A 16,970-nucleotide genomic window follows, 5' to 3' on the forward strand; every position below is an offset into this window, starting at 1 on the left:
GGGAGTAGCGCCTCGCAAGAGGAGGAAGTGCCGTCAGAACGCCGAAAGGCCGGTAGCTTTCACAAGGCAAGACCTTCATTCCGATCATCGGAATGAAGGTCTTTTTCGTTTCTGGGACAAAGAAAAGGATGAACAACTTCAAAGTCGGAATATTGCTCGCCGCGATCACCGCGCTGTTCCTCACCATCGGGCACTTGCTCGGCGGTCAGGCGGGAATGGTCATCGCGTTGGTGCTGGCCGTGGTCATGAACATGGGCACGTTCTGGTTCAGCGACAAATTGGTCATCAAAATGACCGGAGCTCAGCCCTTGACGCGCGACCAGATTCCCGAGCTGTTTGACATGACCGAGCGGCTCGCCCGCCGGGCCGAGATTCCGATGCCCAAGCTGTACTTGGTGCCCGACCCCTCGCCGAACGCCTTCGCCACCGGTCGCAACCCGCAAAACGGCGTCGTCGCCGTGAATCAGGGCTTGCTGAATCTGCTGGACGTGCGGGAAGTCGAAGGGGTTGTCGCCCACGAACTCGCCCACATTAAGCATCGCGACACGCTGACAAGCGCAATTGTGGCGACCCTGGCCGGGGCCATTAGCTCCATCGCCAACATCGCCATGTTTGCTTCGCTGTTTGGCGGCGGTAGCGATGAGGATCGCCCCAACCCGCTGGTGCAACTGCTGCTGATTTTTGTCGCGCCGATGGCGGCGATGATGATTCAGTTTGCCGTATCGCGAGCACGCGAATACGAAGCAGACCGCACTGCCGCCGAGTTGGTTGGCGACTCGCGAGGACTGGCCTCGGCTCTGGCGCGATTGCAAAGTGGCGCTCAACAGGTGCCCGGCCACATGCCGCCCAGCGCGGCGCACATGTGCATTGTCAACCCGCTTGCCGGCGTGGGCGGTTTGGCCAATCTGTTTAGCACGCACCCGCCGATGGACGAACGAATTCGCCGCCTTAACGAGTGGCGTCCGACCCAAAACTAGGACCATGAAACTCTGCCCCACCTGCTCCAATGTTGCTCTCACCCCGGTCCAACGATCGGGAATTGAGCTTGACTACTGCTCCACCTGTCGCGGCGTTTGGCTCGACCGCGGCGAGTTGGAGAAGCTTCTCGCCGCCGAATCCGTCGGTGCGATGCACGCGGCCGCGCCACCGATGCCCGGCTACGGCACACCGCCTCCGCCGCGCGAAGAGCGCCGCGATCGCGACGATTACGACGATCGGAAGCGATACGATGACGACGACTACTACTCGAAGAAGAAGCGCAAGAAAGGGCTCTTCTCCGAAATCTTTGACTTCGACTGATCTACGATGGAATTAGCTGGTATTTCAATTTATGTGTGGGGAGCATTTATGCTCTTCGTGTTGGGCATGCTTGCCCTTGACCTTGGCGTCTTTCATAAAGAATCCCATGAAGTGGGCATGAAGGAAGCTCTGACTTGGAGCGGCGTTTGGATCAGTTTGGCCCTTGTGTTCAACGTCCTGATCTACTTCTTTTGGGATAAGATCGGCACGTCCAGCGGGTACACCGCCTCGCAAGCGTCAACTGCGTTCTTTACTGGGTACTTAATCGAGAAAGCGCTCAGTGTAGACAATATATTTGTCTTCATTCTGGTGTTCTCGTTCTTTAAGGTTCCGGCAAAGTATCAGCACCGGGTGCTGTTCTACGGGATTCTCGGGGCGCTGATCTTCCGCGCGATCTTTATCGCGGCCGGTGCTTCGCTTCTTGAGCGATTCCACTGGATGGTGATCGTGTTCGGCGTGTTCCTGATCCTCACGGGCATTAAGATGCTGGTGCTGAAGGATAAGAAGTTGGACCCCGAGAAGAATCCGATCATTCGCGGGTTCCGCAAGATCATGCCGGTGACGCCGGACTACGTGGGGCAAAACTTCTTCACGCGGATCCATGGCCGCTTGTGGGCGACGCCGCTGTTCATTGCGCTGCTGTTTGTCGAGTTGACCGACATCATCTTCGCGGTAGATTCGATCCCGGCGATCTTCGCGATTACTCGCGATCCGTTTATCGTGTTCACGTCGAACGTGTTTGCGATTCTTGGTCTCCGCGCACTGTTCTTCGCTCTCGCTGGATTGATGAATCTGTTCCACTATCTGAGTTACGGTCTCGCCGCGATTCTGGTGTTTGTGGGCGGCAAGATGATCTACAGCTTTTGGGACAAGTTTCCGGTTGGAATCTCCTTGGCGGTCATCGCCGGAATCCTGGTGCTTTCGGTGTGGGTTTCGCTCAAGTTCCCGCCGAAGAATCCCTCCCACGCTCTGCCTGAGCAGGCAAGCTAAGTCACGTACCTTTCCGCCTCGGCAACTGCCGGGGCACTTTTTATGCCCGTGATTCGAGGTCGCCGAGGAGTCGGACGAAGGGATAAACGCCGAGCATGCTATCGCCGATCGTCGTCCCGGGGAGGACTCGGCCCTGCTTAATCCAATCGCCGAGAGTCGCGGCGTCGGTCGGGCCGAACATTTGGCCGTCGGCTTCAAAAACTTTTTATCGTGGTTCGTTTGCCATTACGGGTTGGTCTCATATCGATGGTAAAAGTTGTCAATTTGTGGGAGCATATTCGCTTCGGCGCCGCTACTTAAGATGCCAATTTTCCCTGATAATGGAACAAATAGCATGCGGCGACGGATCGTTCGGCCCTGCTTGTCGCGAATCGAAAACTACCAATCGAGAGTTCCGCCGACTCTCGGCCTAAATGAAATCGACTGGAAACTGGGATCACTCTCGAAGTATTTTGTGGCGAGGTCAATCTGCAACTCTTGTGCATATTGTGTAGTGTTGCCGCCGGGATCAAACAGCACTTCCATAAAAGCTTTCGAACCGTTTCCAAGCGTCCACTTCATACCAAGTGGTTCTCGCACCGAAGAACTAGGAATGGAAAGTTTCAAGCCCTCGTAATTGATAAGTTGCACCGGGACTTCCATCGGGACAATCTTCTGCGAGTCGGCTCTTGCTTGAGGATCCCCAACGGCCAGATTGTTCGGAAGTTGGCTCTGGCCCGAACGTTCGAAGTAAACCGCGAGACTCTTTAAGATGAGGAGCAGAGCAATCGCACTGGCGGCCCACTGCCACCGCGCGAGAACCGAATCGTTTTCGTGGAGTGGGTGCCCGGATGGACCCGTTTGATACGGCTGCCCAACATGTAGCGACGTGATGCCCGGCGTCTGCTTCACGGATGGGATGTCCGGATTCTGTTCGTCGCCGTTCATGTGGACTCTATCTTACACATGCTTCGCGCTCAGATGCAATCCGTTGGGTCAAAAATCAGCGCACCGGTAAACTCCCACGCATGCTTAAGCTCAACGGCGAGCCGCTTTCCCTCACCGACATCCACGCCGTCGCCCAGCAAGGTGCGACCGTCGAACTCGGCGCATCGGCCCGCGAACGCATCGCGGCGAGCCGCCGCGTGGTCGAGGACATTCTCGCCCGCGGCGAAGTCATGTACGGCATCAACACCGGCTTTGGCCGCCTGAGCACGGTGGTGATTCCCGCCGAAAAAATGGGTGAGCTCCAGCTCAACTTGGTGCGGTCGCACGCCTGCGGAGTCGGCGAGCCGCTGCCCGAGCCGATCGTGCGCACCATGATGCTGCTCCGCGCCAACGTGCTCGCCAAAGGCGTCAGCGGCGCGCGCCCGCGCTGCGCCGAAATCCTCACTGAACTTCTGAACAAGGGCGTCACGCCGCGCATTCCTAGCCGCGGAAGCGTCGGCGCGAGCGGCGATCTTGCCCCCCTGGCGCATCTCGCGCTGGTGCTCATCGGCGAAGGCTTCGCCACCTATCAAGGCGAGCCGATGTCGGGCGGGGAAGCTCTCGGCAAGGCGGGCATTGAGCCGCTCGTTCTCCAGGCCAAAGAAGGTCTCGCGTTGCTCAACGGAACCCAGGCCATCGGTGCGGTCGGCTGGCATGCGCTGGAGCGCGCATATCGCCTCGTGCGGGTTGGCACTCGCATCGCGGTGATGTCCATGGAAGCCCTGCGCGACAGCCCCGCCGCGTTCGACGAACGAATCCAGGCGGTGCGTCCCCATGCCGGGCAAGGCGAGGTGGCCACGTGGCTCCGCCAAGATTTCGAAGGTAGCGAAATCCGCGAAAGCCATCGTTTTGGCGACGATCGCGTGCAAGACGCCTATTCGCTACGCTGCATGCCACAGGTACATGGCGCGATTTTGGATGTACTGCGGCACGTCGAAAGCGTGCTCGCCATCGAAAGCGGCTCGGGCACGGACAATCCGCTCGTGTTCGCGGCTGAGGGGGATGTGATTTCCGGGGGCAACTTCCACGGCGCGCCGCTGGCCTACGCCATGGACTACGCCGCGATCGCAATGGCCGACTTTATGAGCATCAGCGAGCGGCGCATTGAGCGGCTCGTGAACCCCGATCTCAGCGAGGGTTTGCCCGCCTTTTTGGCCAAATCGCCGGGCATGGAAAGCGGTTTCATGATGGCTCAGGTCACGGCCGCCGCCCTGCTTTGCGAGGCGCGCTCGTTGGCGCACCCGGCCAGCTGCGATAACACACCGACCTCAGCCGGCAAGGAAGATCACGTGAGCATGGGTATGACCGCCGCGCTGCAGTTCGAGCAAATCGTAGGTCTGGCCGAGCATGTCGTCGCGGTCGAGGCCCTGGCCGCCGTCGAGGGTTTGGAATTCCGCCGACCGATGCGATCGAGCGCAGTGATTGAGCAACTCAGAGAAGAAATCCGCCGGATTGTGCCGCCCGTCACCGCCGACCGCGCCTTTGGATATGACATTGAAGTGTTGGCCGAGGCCCTCCGAGCGGGTACAATTGAAGCTTCCACTCCATGACGTTTCCCGAACTATTGCAAGGCAAAACCGCCATCTTGTTTGATGTTGACGGCACCCTTGTCGATACGATGGAGATGTTGGTGGCGGGCCTCGGCGACAGCTTTGAGCATTTTTCCGGTCGCCGTCCGCCCCGCGAGGAGCTTCTCGCGATGATGGGCGTTGCTCTTCGCGAGCAGATGGATTACTACGGCATGGACCAGCGCACCGAGGAAACAAACGCCGAGCGCTGCCACGCCACCGTCGACAATTACATGCGACACCGAGAGACCCAGCGCATCTACCAAGAAACGGTGGATGCCCTTCAGCTGGCGCAATCTCTCGGCTACCGAACCGCGCTCGTCACCAGCCGCAATCATCGCGAGTTGGCGGAGCTTTTTCACGATTTCCCGGTCCTCCAGCAAGTGGACAGTGCGATTTCATCGAGCGATGTGGTGCATCCCAAGCCCGCGCCCGATTCCGCCCTCCTCGCCTGTGACCGTTTAGGAGTGTTGCCCGAAGAAGCAGTGATGCTGGGCGACTCCAAGTTTGATATGGGTTGTGCCCAAAGTGCCGGAGTCCTCGCCTTAGCGGTGACCTACGGCGCGGGCGACCCCAACGACCTGGCACCCTTTGCCCCCGCCTGGACTTTTCGTTCCCCGGCCGAGGTGCTCCGTGCCTTCCAAGAATTAACCCCCTTATGCGAACCAAGAAAACTAGCGAATCAGACGCACCCGTAGCCGCCAAGCCGGCTCGCCGCACGGCAAAAACCGCGGCCCCCACGGAAGAAATTCCGGATCATATTGCCGAAACCCTCGAGTTGCCCCCGGTGACCATGCGTCCGCGCGCCAAGGCACCGGCCTCGTCCGAATCCCGGCCTGCGCCCAAGCGCGAACGAACACCTCGACCGGCGGCCAAGGCGGTTGTGGCCTCGACCATCGAAGTCACTCCCGAACTGGAAGAGGAACTGGCCACGCTTCGCGAGGAAATCGTGCCGCAATTCCGCGCCCGCGCTGACAAGCCCGCTCCGGTTACCCGCGAGGTTCCACCGGCGGTTGAAGCCATTGTCGGCCCCGACTCCACCGACGCCGATCTGCTCGCCGCGGTTGCGAACGATTTCCCCGGATTCTCCTTCCGCGCCCGCGAAGCAGCCCCGGCCACCGCGCCTCGCGAAGGCAAACTGGCGCCGCGCCGCTCGCGCAATCGCCGCGATCGCAGTGAACCGATTTCCGCGGCGGAGGCGGTGTCGCCACGTCGCGAGTTGCCGGTCCGCGAAGACGATAACGATGGAGCCGACGAGCGTCCCGCCCGACGTGGTCGCGGCAAGCGCGCCGAGCCCTCGGTCGTCGCAAGTCCGCCGCTCCTGCAAGCGCCGCCTCCCCCACCTCCCACGCGTCAAATCGTGCCGATTCCCGAGGACGCCCCGCAAGTCATTCACCGGGATGGCCACCTGGTGCTCGTGCGCAACAAGCGCATGTTGTCGCCGATCTTCTTTACGTTCGGCGGCGAGGCTCGCAATTGGAGCGTCATCAGCGAACAACTGCGTCACGTCGCGGCGAGCGGAATCCAGGTGGTGGGCTACAACCTGCAACTCACGGTCAGCCGCGACAAAATCGCCAGCGCGGTAAGCGAGGCCGAAGAGGCGCTCCACAAGATTTTGGAGATCGTCCCCGGCGCGCAAGTGATGTTCTTTGTCGAATTCGCGGCCGCCACCGGCTGGGAATACGAGTTCACGAACGGCAAGTACTTCTGCGAGGATCGTAAGCTGGCTCTGCCGAGCTTCAGTGACGACAAGTTCTGGGGTGTGGCCGAGGATTGCTTGCGCGGCTTCTGCGAGGCACTCCGCCAAGGCAACGACGCCGACGCCGTGCTGGGCGTCCACCTTGACCGCGACTCGTGGAGCTACGCCAGCAACGATACGTCGCTCGCGTCGCTGGAGAAGTTCCGCGAATGGCTCCGCATGCGTTACCGCAACGACTTGGTCGCCATGCGCGCTAGCTGGTTCGATGGCAGCGCCGAGTTCGACACGGTCAGCATTCCGGTCAACGGCAAGGCATCGCACCAGGGCGAGGAATTCGTCCGCACGGACCGCCGCGCGCGTCGCCACGTGGATTACAACTTGTTCCTCAGCGACGTGGTGGTCGAGCGAATCAGCAAGCTCGCCTACCTGGTCAAGGAGACGACCGAGGGCAACTTCCTTGTCGGCGTTAACTACGGATTCACCTTCGAGCGATCGAGGCCCGGCAACGGGCACTTGGCGCTGGGCAAGCTACTTCGCACGCCGGAAATCGACTTGCTAACGGGCCCGCCCAGCTATCGCAGTCGCGAAGCTGGTGGCGTCGCCGCGTTCCCTGGCCCGCTCGACAGTGTGGCCCTGAACGGCAAGCTTTACGTAAGCCTGGAAGACTATCGCACGCCGATGGCGGGCGGTTCGGACTCCGACGCCGAAAACCCGGTCATCCGCACCCCGCAAGATCTTGAAAGCGTCCACTGGCGTGGACTTGGCGCGGCCCTGGCTCACCAAGCCGCAATCAACTGGTCGGATACGTTGGGCCAAGGCTGGCTCAACACCGCGACGATTTGGCGTCGAGGCGCATTGGTTCGCGAGGCGCTGGTTCGCGCGACCGCCGCGCCGGTTGGCCCGCCCGATGTTGCCGTGTTTATCGACGAGCGCTCGCTGGCCTACTTGGTGGACGAACGCGCGTTTGAACTTCTGGTGCAAAACGTCCGCGAGGCCGTCATGCGCAGCGGAATGAGCATCGGCTTCTACCTGCTCAGCGATTTGGCTCACCGCCAGGAATTCCCGGAGAGCCGTCTGTATATGTTCCTGAACGCCTGGGACATCCGCCCCGAAGTGCGTAGCGCCATCAAGACGCGCCTGCACAAGGATGGCAAGGTGCTGTTCTGGCTCTATGCCGCCGGCCTCTTTGATGGTGGCCGCGAGGCGCTGGAACGAGTGCGAGAAGTCACGGGCATCGCCCTGCGCCCGCAACCGTTTGCCAGTAAGTCCGGCACGCAACTGATTCAGCGACGCCACGCGTTGGCCGAAGCCTTGCCGGAATCGGTGCTGCTGAGCGGCGGCGGTTTGGAGCCGAGCTACATCGCGATTCCCGAAGATGGAATGGTCATTGGCGAGTACAGCGAAACCGGCCTGCCGAGCTTCGTGCTGCGCCATGTGGATGGCGACACGCCGGAGCAAAGCTGGACCAGCGTTTTCCTCGGCGAACCGGTGGTCAGTTCCGCGCTAGTGCGCGCCCTGGGCAGCCTCGCCCAAGCGCACGTGTGGAACTACGGCGACGATGTGGTTCACGTCCGCGCGCCGTTCCTTTCGATCACCTGCGCGACAAGCGGAATCCGCACGATCACGTTGCCTGACAAGTGGTCGGCCTTTAACCTGCAAACCGGCGAATGGGCTTCGGTCGATTCCACGCATCTGCGGTTCACGGCCATTGCCGGGCAGACGCTGTCGTTCCTGGTTGGCGCTCGTTTGGAACTCGAACAAATCCTTGGCCGCAAGCTGGCTCAGCTTGAGACGGTGGATCACATTCCGCCTCGCGCCGAGAACACGGTTCGGCTGGACGAGCTGAACTTCGACGTGCAGATTGTGCAACTCGATGAGTACATGGAAGAGTCGTGGGGCGAAGACTTCGCCGACGATTTCCTGCTCAAACCGAGCGCACTGGAACTCGATGGTCCGGCTCTCGACGACGACTTCGGTCGCACGCCCGAGCGCCGCAATCGCCGCCGCGGAGGACGGGGAAGCGAGCCTCGCACGCAGCAACCCGAACCCAGCGCCGGCCTCAACGTCGTGTTTAGGAAGCGCACCTGATGAGTTTTCGCTGCGGGGCCGTCGCCCTGGTCGGAAAGCCCAACGTCGGCAAGAGCACGCTGACCAACCTTCTGGTTGGTCAGAAGGTGACTATCGTCTCAAACAAGCCGCAAACCACCCGCGTCTCAATCCGGGGCATCGTCACAACCACTGACTACCAAGTTGTGTTGGTAGACACGCCCGGCTTGCACGCCGCTCACACCGAGCTGCAGAAGTTGATGAACAAGTCGGCGGCGGGTTCACTCGGCGACGTGGACCTTGTCCTCGTCGTGGTGGACGCGAGTCGTAAGCCGGACAAGGAAGACGAGACCTTGGCCGACATGGTTAGCAAGACCTGGAAGTACCCCTACGCCGAAGAGAATCCCGGCAAGTCGGGCATTCTGCTGTGCCTTAACAAGATGGATCGCCTGAAAGCGGAGGACGTGGTGGAACACACCGAAGCCTACATGCGGTTGTTCAATGCCGAGGAAAGCATGCTCACCTGCTTGACCAAGCGACTGAACCACCACCTGCTCCTCAAAATGATTGTGGATCGCTTGCCCGAACAAGAAGCCCTGTTCCCGGAAGATGCGATTACTGACTCGCCAATGCGCTCGATCGCGGCGGAACTCGTGCGCGAAAAAGCCTTGGCCCTCACTCAAAAAGAGGTGCCGCACAGCATTGGCGTGATGGTGGATCACTGGGAGGACGAGCCGAACATGACCACGATCCACGCCAGCATCATCGTCGAAAAGCAGGGGCAAAAGGCCATCATCATCGGGCGTGGCGGGAGCATGATCAAGCAGATCGGCACCCAGGCTCGGCTCGAAATCGAGGAGATGATCGGTCGGAAAGTCAATTTGGACCTGACTGTGAAGGTGCGGCCCGAGTGGCGACAAAGCGCGCGGATGCTTCACGAACTCGACTACCTCTAAGCGTAGGCCATCAGTTTTCTCCCTGTTCACGGGCAGAACGTGACCGACAGGGAACGGAGAGGGGCAAACTCTCAAGTGCGCACTCTCCCCCTCGCCCCTCGGGGGAGAGGATGGCTTGTGGGTGATCAGTCCGTGAAAAACATTGTCGCTACCGTGCCCGAAACGCCTCCGGAATCCCCGCGCCCTCCACAATCCCCGCCAGCGTCCGACCCACCCACGGACCCAACTTGAACCCGTGCCCGCTGCACGCGCTCACCCAGAGCACGTTGTCGCCGACCCAGCCCATCCGGAACATCTCGTCCGGGTAGCTCGTGTAAAGGCAAGTCTCCACCCCCACAATCGGGCAGTCCTCAACCCCGAACCGCGCCGCCACCAGCTCGCGAATCGCCGCCAACTGGTCGTCAGCCGCGGGCCGCGTATCGTCCGGATGAATCTCCGGCCCCGCCTGATGAAACCCGATCTTCGCGCCCCACTCATCGGCCGGGAATCCATAGCCCAGCGTGTCATCGTTAATCCAAACCGGGCCGGTCAGGTCCAGTTGCGCATAGCCAAAGGTCTGCACGGTCACGGCCGGCTTGGTCGGAGCCGTATCCGGCACCCACGCGCCCGCGGCCAGAACCACCGCATCAAACTCGGCCCCAAGCGCCATCGGATCGGCGCGCCGCTGGATGAACTCAACCCCGCCCCCTACCGCCAGCGCATGAGTCGCGCGCAACGCTTTTTCCGCCTGAACCACGCCCGCCTCCGGCGTAAACACCCCGACCTCACCCGCCCGAAGCCGCAAACGGGGAAACACCTCCCCTACGTCGCGAGTCGAAAGCACCCTATGCGGCACGCCCAACGAAGCCAACGCCGCGACCATGGAAACCACCCGGGGCGACTCCTCGCTCCCAAAATAGAGCAGCCCGCACTCATCCACCAAATCCACCCCCGAAAGAGCCTCCAACTCAGCCCACATCGGATACGCCTCACTCATCAAACCTGTAAAAAACGCATCCGGATAAGCGCGGCGCACAATGCGCGTGCGTCCATGACTGCTCCCTCGATTGTGAAAAAGGGGAAACTGCTCGAACACCGTCACCTGATGCCCCCGGCGCGACAAGTGCAAAGCCGCACTCAGGCCTACAATCCCCGCCCCAATGACCGCCACCTGCATGCCGCAAGCATATCCGCTTAGGTTCAAAGCAGGCGGGGTATCCTAGTGCCTTCCCATGAGTTTTTCTCAGCGCACGCATTTGGGTGGGTCCCTCCGGGCCGACCACGCCGGCCAAACCGTTACGCTTAACGGTTGGGCGCATAAGGTCCGCGACCTCGGTGGCGTGACCTTTGTGGACGTGCGCGACCGCAGCGGACTCGTGCAGGTTGTGTTTGACCCGACCAAACTTCCGGACGGAGCCGATGTTCGCAACGAGTGCTGCATTGCCGTGACCGGCCAAGTGCGGATGCGCGACGAGGCCGTGCGCAACCCCAAGATGGCGACGGGCGACATCGAAATCGCCGCCACCAGCATCGAAATTCTCGGCCCAGCGAAGGCGTTGCCGTTCCCGGTGAGCGACGAAGAGCAGATGAAATCGGTGAACGAGGAGCTGCGCGTCAAGTATCGCTACCTCGACATCCGCCGCCCGAGCATGCACCGCATGCTGGCCCTGCGCGCCGCCGCTACCGGCAAGTTGCGCCGGTACTTGGAGGATCAAGGCTTCCTCGAAATCGAAACCCCGATCTTTACGAAGTCCACTCCCGAAGGCGCGCGCGACTACCTCGTGCCGTATCGCCTGGAGCCGGGCAAGTTTTACGCGTTGCCACAAAGCCCGCAGCAGTACAAGCAGATTCTCATGGTCGCCGGCATGGAGCGTTACTTCCAGATCGCGCGCTGCTTCCGCGACGAGGCGCAACGCGCCGACCGTCAACCCGAGTTTACGCAGCTCGACCTCGAAATGTCGTTCGTCACGCAGGAGGACATTCTCACCCTGATCGAAGGCATGACGCGCACCGTGACGAACGAGCTGATTGACCAGTTCGAACTCCCGCTGAACCATGTCGAGCCGTTCTGGCGGATGCCGTACGACGAGAGCATGGAGCGCTACGGTTGCGACAAGCCCGACCGCCGGTTTGATCTTGAGCTGTTCGACGTGAGCGAGGAAGTCCGCAACTCGGGCTTCGGAGTGTTCTCGGGAGCCGTGGAGGGCGGTGGCCGCGTGCGTGGCGTTCGCTATCCGGGCGGCATCGTGCTGAGCCGCAAGGAAGTCACGGGCCTCGAAGACTATTGCAAGGAGTTCGGCGCGAAGGGCATGGCGTTCCTTTATGTGGCTCGCAACACGGACGATGGGGAAGGGGTCATCACCACGCCGAGCGGCAAGTTTGTGCGCGGCGGCTGCAGCAAGATGCTCAGCGGCGGGGAACTCGACGCAATTTTGGCCAAGTCAAGCGCCGAGCCGGGCGACCTGCTTTGTTTTATCGCCGACCACTACGCCTCGGCGAACAATATTCTGTATCGCCTGCGCAACGAGATCGGACAGCGATGCGGCCTGCGCGATCCGCGCAAGCTCAGCTTTGGTTATGTGATTGACTTCCCGCTGGTGGAGTGGAACCCCGACGCGCGTCGTTGGGATTCGGTGCACCACCCGTTCACCGCGCCTAAGGCCGACGACATGCAGTATCTCGACAGCGACCCGGGCCGGGTGCGCGCCGACTGCTACGACATCGTGTGCAACGGCGGGGAATGGGCCTCGGGCTCGATCCGGATCAATCGCCCGGATATTCAGGCGAAGATTTTTGACTTGCTCGGCATTGACGAAGCCACGCAGCAAGCGCGGTTTGGCCACATTCTGGAGGCATTCCAATATGGCGCGCCGCCGCACGGCGGAATCGCCCCCGGCATCGACCGCTACATCATGCTGCTCTTGGGCATCGAGAACATCCGCGACGTCATGGCCTTCCCCAAGATGGGCAACGGCTACGATCCGTTTATGGATGCGCCGAGCACCATTGATCCGATGCAGTGGGCGGAACTCGGTTTACGGGTTACTTAAGCTTTTGAGGAGCGAAAAGTAAGACTGGACGGTTATCGCCCGAGAGGAATCTCGGGCGAATAGTACATCCGGGTGGTGAACCAGCGCACGAGCCCATAGGTGATAAAAACGCCCAGGGCGATGAGTAGCACCATGGAAAGTGTGCGGCTTTCCGAACGCCATCGCCACCCCTTGACGAACCCATAGCCGCAAATGAGCGCGCCGACGGTGAATCCCAGGTACAAAACGGGGCCGAGCGCGTGCGCGGAAAACGCCTGCGTCAGCTTGCCGTGCAAGGTCGCGGTCCACGATGTCGTGAGGCCGCAACCGGGACAGGGTCGGCCGAACATCAGCACAGCCGCGCAGGGCGGCAATCCCAATTGCTGGTGCGTGCCGTGGCCAACTGAACTTGGCGTGAGAATGATGCCGAACACCGTGATGCCCACCCAGAGCCAAAAAAAGAGGAACTGGCCGACCAGGTACTTGCGCGGCACGTCGCGCTGCCACGAAACAAGCTCGCGGAACTCTATTCGCTCACGTTCGCCGGAATCACGCATAGCGGTTGCATATGATACGGTGGCTGGACCTTGGCGATGCTGATGGTCGCCCCGGCGGTGTTGACCAACTGCACCAGGTCGCCGTCGATTGGCCTCGCTGCGCGCACTTCGCCGCCGTTGAGCACGAGCTTTTCTTGACCTAGGTTGAGCATAAACTCGGGCACGTTCGAGAGCGCCTCGCGAATCGGAATCACTTCTTCGTCACGCACTTCCTCAAGCGGAGCGGCTTCTTCCAGCGTGAAATTGCCAACCACCGTGCGAGTGAGGCCCGTGAGGTACGCACCGCAACCGACGAGTTGCCCGAGATCGTGTGCCAGCGTGCGCACGTAGGTGCCGCCCGAACACTCGATGTAGAGGTGCGCTTTGCCCTCTTGCACCTCGACCAGATCGAACTTGTGGATCGTCACCGGGCGCGGCTCCCGTTCGATTTCCTGCCCTTGACGGGCGTAAAAGTAGAGCGGCTTGCCTTGACGCTTCACGGCGCTGAACATCGGCGGAATCTGCTGGATGGCGCCGGTGAGCGTCGGCAGGTGTTTGCGAATTAGCTCTTCGAGGTTGTCGGGCACGGGCGCGTTGCTGGTGACTTCGCCCTCCGCGTCCTGGGTGTTGCGAGTCTCGCCAAAGGTGACCTCGCACTCGTAAATCTTGGGTTCCAGAGGAAGATACTGCAGGAACCTGGTGGCATTCCCGATGGCGATGACGAGCACACCAGTGGCGAGCGGATCGAGGGTGCCCGCGTGGCCGACGCGCTTCGTTTGGAATCGTCGGCGCATGGCCGCGACCGCGTCGTGCGAGGTGATGCCGTGCGGCTTGTCGATTACGAGGATGCCGCTAAGCATGCGCTAAGCACCTCCACCAGTTGCTCTTCGGCGGTGTCAATGTCCACCTCAAAGGTTACGCCCGCCGCGTTGCGGTGGCCGCCTCCGCCGAGCGGTCGCAGCGCGGTGGCTACGTCGAACGGCTCGCGTGAGCGCACGCTCGCGCGGACCTTGCGCTCCGGGCTGGGTTGCCGCAACAGCACCGCGATCTGCGCCGTATCGATGGACAGAAGTTCGTTGACCAGGCCCTCAGTGTTGTTCTCAATCGCGCCGATGGAGGCAAAATCTTCGGCGCGGAGCACGCTCATCGCCAGGCGGTTATCGCGCAAGAGCTGCATGTTGTCGAGCGCTTTGCGCATCAGCAGCACGCCTTCGAGCGTTCTCTTGCCGAAGACTTCCTCGTTGATGCGGTTGAGTTCGCCGCCATGGGCCAGCAGGTCGGCGGCCATGGTGAGCGCCTCGGGCGTGGTGTTGCGGAACCGGAAGCTACCGGTGTCGGTCACGACGCCCGTGAGCAGCGCCGTCGCGAGTTTCGGCGTAAATTCCGCGCCCAGCTGCTTGAACAATCGGTAGAGAATCAGCGCCGTCGCGGGGGCGGTTTGGTCCACTATCCGCAGGTCGCCAATCTCGTCTTGCGGCACGTGGTGGTCCACCAGCAAAATCGAATCGGTCGCCATGACGGCGTCGTGGACTCGCCCAAGGCGGTCAAACGTGTTGAGGTCGAGAACCACCGCCACCTCGTGCTTGCGTCGGGTTTCGGTTTTGAGGCGGTCAATGCCGGGCATCCAGCGCAGATTCAACGGCGATTCGTTTTGGTTCAGCACCTCGTGCTTGATGCCGAGCTGATCGAGATAGAAGCTGACGGCAAGGGAAGACCCGATGGCATCACCATCCGGATTAAGGTGCGAAACAACGAGGACCGAGGATGCGGATTCTAACCGCGCGCGGAACTCCTCGGCGAGAAGGGGAAGGTCGTTCAACTTCCTAAATGGTACCCGGAAGCCTCCACCAGCCCCAGCCGTCGCCCGAGTTGGGTGGCGAATCTGCCCTCCGGATCCCAGCGGCGCTTGACCTCGATGAACTCTTCGATGACATCTTGTCCGAGGCTCATGGCAAACTCATCCGCGTTGAGCACGCGGTCTTTGGCCATGTAAAACTTGCCGCCGCACCCAATGACCATGCGCGTCAGCTCGGCGAGGTGCTCCTCCAATCTGGCGGAGTGCGGGAAGTCCATCGCCAAACTGACGCCATCGAGCGCCCAACTCAGCGGAACCTGGTCCGCGCGGTGCCGCTTGAGCACGGCCAAATGCGGCGTGAATCGGGCCGAGCGACACGTGTCGGCGATGAGCGGCAGAATCTCGCGGGCGTGCTCGCTCGGGATGAACACTTGATACTGGGCGAACCCGTGGCGATACACGCCGCGCCACTCGGGAATCGAATCGAGCAAGAAGTTGAAGTCGTTGAGCGACTGCCGAAACGCGTGCGGGTTGCGCTTCGTGAGCATGTACTTCGCGGCGTTGGTGAGGCGCACGCCAAACCGGTTGTTGAGGAGTCGCATCAGCGGAACGAGCTTGGCTTTGAGGCCGCTCGGAGCGCGCGCGGCATGTTGCAACGACGCCTGATTCGGCTCGGATTCGTAAACCGCGCCATGGACAACGGCGCGTCCGTCGGGGTCGAACATGTCGATCCAACCCACGAGGTAATCAAAATCAATGGTCGGCGCGAGGAAGTCGTCGAGCGTCGCCAGCCAGTCTGGCGACCGCCAGCACGTGACCTCCAGGTTCCCAGAAACCACGCGATGAAGCTGCATCGTGACCTCGGTGATGACTCCAAGCAGGCCCGCCGAACTGATCATCCAGACCCAGTCGGGGTGGTCTGGCGTTAAAGTGACCGACTCGCCGTCGGCCTTGAGGACGGTGATGCTGAGCGCGTGTTCGGCCAGGCTGCCCGCCGCGAAGTGATTTTTGCCGTGAATGTTCATCGCGAGCGCACCGCCGATGGTCACGTGAGCGGTGCCGCTCACCACCGGCGGCCACCAGCCTTGCGGGAGCGCGGCGTCGGCGAGTTGGCGAATGGTGACGCCCGGCTCAAGCCTCACCACGCCGGACTCGGCATCGAACTCGAGAATCCGGTTCATCGCCGTCAGGTCGAGCGTAACCTGTTCGCGGTCGATGCTGGCATCACCGTAGCTTCGGCCCTGCCCGCGCAGGCACACCGTGCGCTCGGCTTCCGCGGCTAGAAATAACGCTTGCCGCACGTCCGCTTCCGAATTGACGAGCACCGTGTAGCTGTCGGCGATGTCCACCATGCCGTATCCGGCGTGGCGGGCGATCATCTCGTTCCGAAGGATCAAAGCTTGAGCCTCCGAAAGATGCCGCTAGGGATATTGCGGATGATCGTGAAAATGACTTTGTGGACCGGCGACAGGAACAATTCGCGGCCCGAATGCATGCCCGCGATCACTTTGCGGGCCGCAACCTCGACCGACATTTTCTTGATGTCGAGGTGCGCGGTCAGCGGAGTTTCCACCGGCCCGGGCTTGAAGGTGGTCACTTTGATCTGGGGCAGACGATTGCGCAGCGATTCTGTATAAGTATTGACGAAAGACTTGGATGCATTGTAAACGGGCTGACCCAAGCGCCCCCGTTCACCGGCGACGCTCCCAATCGCGATGATTGTCCCTTCACCGATCCGCGAGAACCGGGTCGCCGCCTCGTTGAGCCAGGCTACTGCGCCCATGCAGTTCACCTGAATCATGGAAGAATCCTTCTCAAAGTTGTATTCAGTGTGGGTGATGGCGGGCATCACTCCGGCGACATAGAAGACAGCGTCCAGCCCCCCAAGCTCCTGGGTCACTTGCAAGAAAAGTGCAGGAATCGCGGCGAAATCCGTAACATCATGCTCAAAAACTAGGCTGTCCCCGCCGAGCGCCATCATCGGCTCGACGTTGCGGGCGAGCAACGCCACGCGCCAGCCGGCTTCCAGCAGTTGGCGGGCGATTTCTAAACCCAATCCCGAGGACGCGCCGACCACAATGGCGCGGGCTGGGTTGCGATCGAGCAT

At 61.3% G+C, this 16,970-nt stretch carries 16 protein-coding genes; 8 read left to right on the forward strand and 8 right to left on the reverse strand.

Translation table 11 applies throughout. From position 1 onward, the window contains the following. Nucleotides 1-128 precede the first annotated feature (128 nt). Genes JNJ45_03310 through JNJ45_03320 form a run of 3 tightly spaced genes read left to right on the forward strand, consistent with a single transcriptional unit; the run spans nt 129 to nt 2,289 of the window. Entirely contained in the window at nt 129-977 is an 849-nt protein-coding gene (locus tag JNJ45_03310) for a zinc metalloprotease HtpX (protein ID MBL8047690.1), read from the forward strand. Nucleotides 978-981: 4 nt separating this feature from the next. Further along, a complete protein-coding gene (locus tag JNJ45_03315; GenBank protein MBL8047691.1) occupies nt 982-1,299 on the forward strand; it encodes a zf-TFIIB domain-containing protein in 318 nt (105 codons plus the stop codon). A gap of 48 nt (nt 1,300-1,347) precedes the next feature. Beyond that, a complete protein-coding gene (locus JNJ45_03320; protein MBL8047692.1) occupies nt 1,348-2,289 on the forward strand; it encodes a TerC family protein in 942 nt (313 codons plus the stop codon). Between the two features lie 40 nt (nt 2,290-2,329). Here the strand turns inward: JNJ45_03320 and JNJ45_03325 are convergent, their stop codons facing one another. Continuing rightward, complete coding sequence (locus JNJ45_03325) at nt 2,330-2,470, reverse strand: hypothetical protein (GenBank protein ID MBL8047693.1); 141 nt, start codon at nt 2,468-2,470, stop codon at nt 2,330-2,332. 197 nt (nt 2,471-2,667) lie between these two features. Continuing rightward, complete coding sequence (locus JNJ45_03330) at nt 2,668-3,216, reverse strand: hypothetical protein (GenBank protein ID MBL8047694.1); 549 nt, start codon at nt 3,214-3,216, stop codon at nt 2,668-2,670. 80 nt (nt 3,217-3,296) lie between these two features. Here JNJ45_03330 and hutH point away from each other — a divergent pair, with 80 nt between their 5' ends. Genes hutH through era form a run of 4 tightly spaced genes read left to right on the forward strand, consistent with a single transcriptional unit; the run spans nt 3,297 to nt 9,524 of the window. After that, nucleotides 3,297-4,805, forward strand: coding sequence for a histidine ammonia-lyase (gene hutH / locus JNJ45_03335; GenBank protein ID MBL8047695.1), 1,509 nt, complete (start codon nt 3,297-3,299; stop codon nt 4,803-4,805). Next, nucleotides 4,802-5,521, forward strand: a complete 720-nt coding sequence (locus JNJ45_03340; GenBank protein MBL8047696.1) for an HAD-IA family hydrolase — start codon at nt 4,802-4,804, stop codon at nt 5,519-5,521. Before hutH ends, JNJ45_03340 begins: the two co-directional genes overlap by 4 nt. Continuing rightward, a complete protein-coding gene (locus tag JNJ45_03345) occupies nt 5,482-8,610 on the forward strand; it encodes a hypothetical protein (GenBank protein MBL8047697.1) in 3,129 nt (1,042 codons plus the stop codon). Before JNJ45_03340 ends, JNJ45_03345 begins: the two co-directional genes overlap by 40 nt. Continuing rightward, the gene (era, locus tag JNJ45_03350; GenBank protein MBL8047698.1) at nt 8,610-9,524 is read left to right on the forward strand and encodes a GTPase Era; all 915 of its coding nucleotides are present in this window, start codon (nt 8,610-8,612) and stop codon (nt 9,522-9,524) included. Before JNJ45_03345 ends, era begins: the two co-directional genes overlap by 1 nt. A 148-nt stretch (nt 9,525-9,672) precedes the next feature. Here era and JNJ45_03355 read toward each other — a convergent pair whose 3' ends face one another. Then, complete coding sequence (locus JNJ45_03355; protein MBL8047699.1) at nt 9,673-10,680, reverse strand: FAD-dependent oxidoreductase; 1,008 nt, start codon at nt 10,678-10,680, stop codon at nt 9,673-9,675. Between the two features lie 55 nt (nt 10,681-10,735). Here JNJ45_03355 and aspS point away from each other — a divergent pair, with 55 nt between their 5' ends. After that, nucleotides 10,736-12,553, forward strand: coding sequence for an aspartate--tRNA ligase (gene aspS, locus JNJ45_03360; GenBank protein ID MBL8047700.1), 1,818 nt, complete (start codon nt 10,736-10,738; stop codon nt 12,551-12,553). A gap of 32 nt (nt 12,554-12,585) precedes the next feature. Here the strand turns inward: aspS and JNJ45_03365 are convergent, their stop codons facing one another. Genes JNJ45_03365 through JNJ45_03385 form a run of 5 tightly spaced genes read right to left on the reverse strand, consistent with a single transcriptional unit; the run spans nt 12,586 to nt 16,970 of the window. Then, nucleotides 12,586-13,089 carry a DUF2752 domain-containing protein gene (locus tag JNJ45_03365; protein ID MBL8047701.1) on the reverse strand — a complete coding sequence of 168 codons (504 nt, stop codon included), beginning with the start codon at nt 13,087-13,089 and terminating at the stop codon, nt 12,586-12,588. Continuing rightward, nucleotides 13,059-13,928 carry a tRNA pseudouridine(55) synthase TruB gene (truB, locus tag JNJ45_03370; protein ID MBL8047702.1) on the reverse strand — a complete coding sequence of 290 codons (870 nt, stop codon included), beginning with the start codon at nt 13,926-13,928 and terminating at the stop codon, nt 13,059-13,061. Before truB ends, JNJ45_03365 begins: the two co-directional genes overlap by 31 nt. Further along, on the reverse strand, nt 13,907-14,887 hold the full coding sequence (locus tag JNJ45_03375) for a bifunctional oligoribonuclease/PAP phosphatase NrnA (GenBank protein MBL8047703.1): 981 nt from the start codon (nt 14,885-14,887) through the stop codon (nt 13,907-13,909). Before JNJ45_03375 ends, truB begins: the two co-directional genes overlap by 22 nt. Then, the gene (locus JNJ45_03380) at nt 14,884-16,260 is read right to left on the reverse strand and encodes an FAD-binding oxidoreductase (protein MBL8047704.1); all 1,377 of its coding nucleotides are present in this window, start codon (nt 16,258-16,260) and stop codon (nt 14,884-14,886) included. Before JNJ45_03380 ends, JNJ45_03375 begins: the two co-directional genes overlap by 4 nt. Then, nucleotides 16,257-16,970, reverse strand: coding sequence for an SDR family NAD(P)-dependent oxidoreductase (locus JNJ45_03385; GenBank protein MBL8047705.1), 714 nt, complete (start codon nt 16,968-16,970; stop codon nt 16,257-16,259). The genes JNJ45_03380 and JNJ45_03385 overlap by 4 nt, the downstream gene beginning before the upstream one ends.

The organism is Chthonomonas sp. (assembly GCA_016788425.1).
Lineage (GTDB): Bacteria > Armatimonadota > Fimbriimonadia > Fimbriimonadales > Fimbriimonadaceae > JAEURQ01.

Bases quoted from the DNA above. Each gene is read 5' to 3' on its own strand.
- JNJ45_03310 (MBL8047690.1), top strand. From the start codon at position 129: ATGAACAACTTCAAAGTCGGAATATTGCTCGCCGCGATCACCGCGCTG.
- JNJ45_03315 (MBL8047691.1), top strand. From the start codon at position 982: ATGAAACTCTGCCCCACCTGCTCCAATGTTGCTCTCACCCCGGTCCAA.
- JNJ45_03320 (MBL8047692.1), top strand. From the start codon at position 1,348: ATGCTCTTCGTGTTGGGCATGCTTGCCCTTGACCTTGGCGTCTTTCAT.
- JNJ45_03325 (MBL8047693.1), bottom strand. From the start codon at position 2,470: ATGTTCGGCCCGACCGACGCCGCGACTCTCGGCGATTGGATTAAGCAG.
- JNJ45_03330 (MBL8047694.1), bottom strand. From the start codon at position 3,216: ATGAACGGCGACGAACAGAATCCGGACATCCCATCCGTGAAGCAGACG.
- hutH (MBL8047695.1), top strand. From the start codon at position 3,297: ATGCTTAAGCTCAACGGCGAGCCGCTTTCCCTCACCGACATCCACGCC.
- JNJ45_03340 (MBL8047696.1), top strand. From the start codon at position 4,802: ATGACGTTTCCCGAACTATTGCAAGGCAAAACCGCCATCTTGTTTGAT.
- JNJ45_03345 (MBL8047697.1), top strand. From the start codon at position 5,482: ATGCGAACCAAGAAAACTAGCGAATCAGACGCACCCGTAGCCGCCAAG.
- era (MBL8047698.1), top strand. From the start codon at position 8,610: ATGAGTTTTCGCTGCGGGGCCGTCGCCCTGGTCGGAAAGCCCAACGTC.
- JNJ45_03355 (MBL8047699.1), bottom strand. From the start codon at position 10,680: ATGCAGGTGGCGGTCATTGGGGCGGGGATTGTAGGCCTGAGTGCGGCT.
- aspS (MBL8047700.1), top strand. From the start codon at position 10,736: ATGAGTTTTTCTCAGCGCACGCATTTGGGTGGGTCCCTCCGGGCCGAC.
- JNJ45_03365 (MBL8047701.1), bottom strand. From the start codon at position 13,089: ATGCGTGATTCCGGCGAACGTGAGCGAATAGAGTTCCGCGAGCTTGTT.
- truB (MBL8047702.1), bottom strand. From the start codon at position 13,928: ATGCTTAGCGGCATCCTCGTAATCGACAAGCCGCACGGCATCACCTCG.
- JNJ45_03385 (MBL8047705.1), bottom strand. From the start codon at position 16,970: ATGCTCGATCGCAACCCAGCCCGCGCCATTGTGGTCGGCGCGTCCTCG.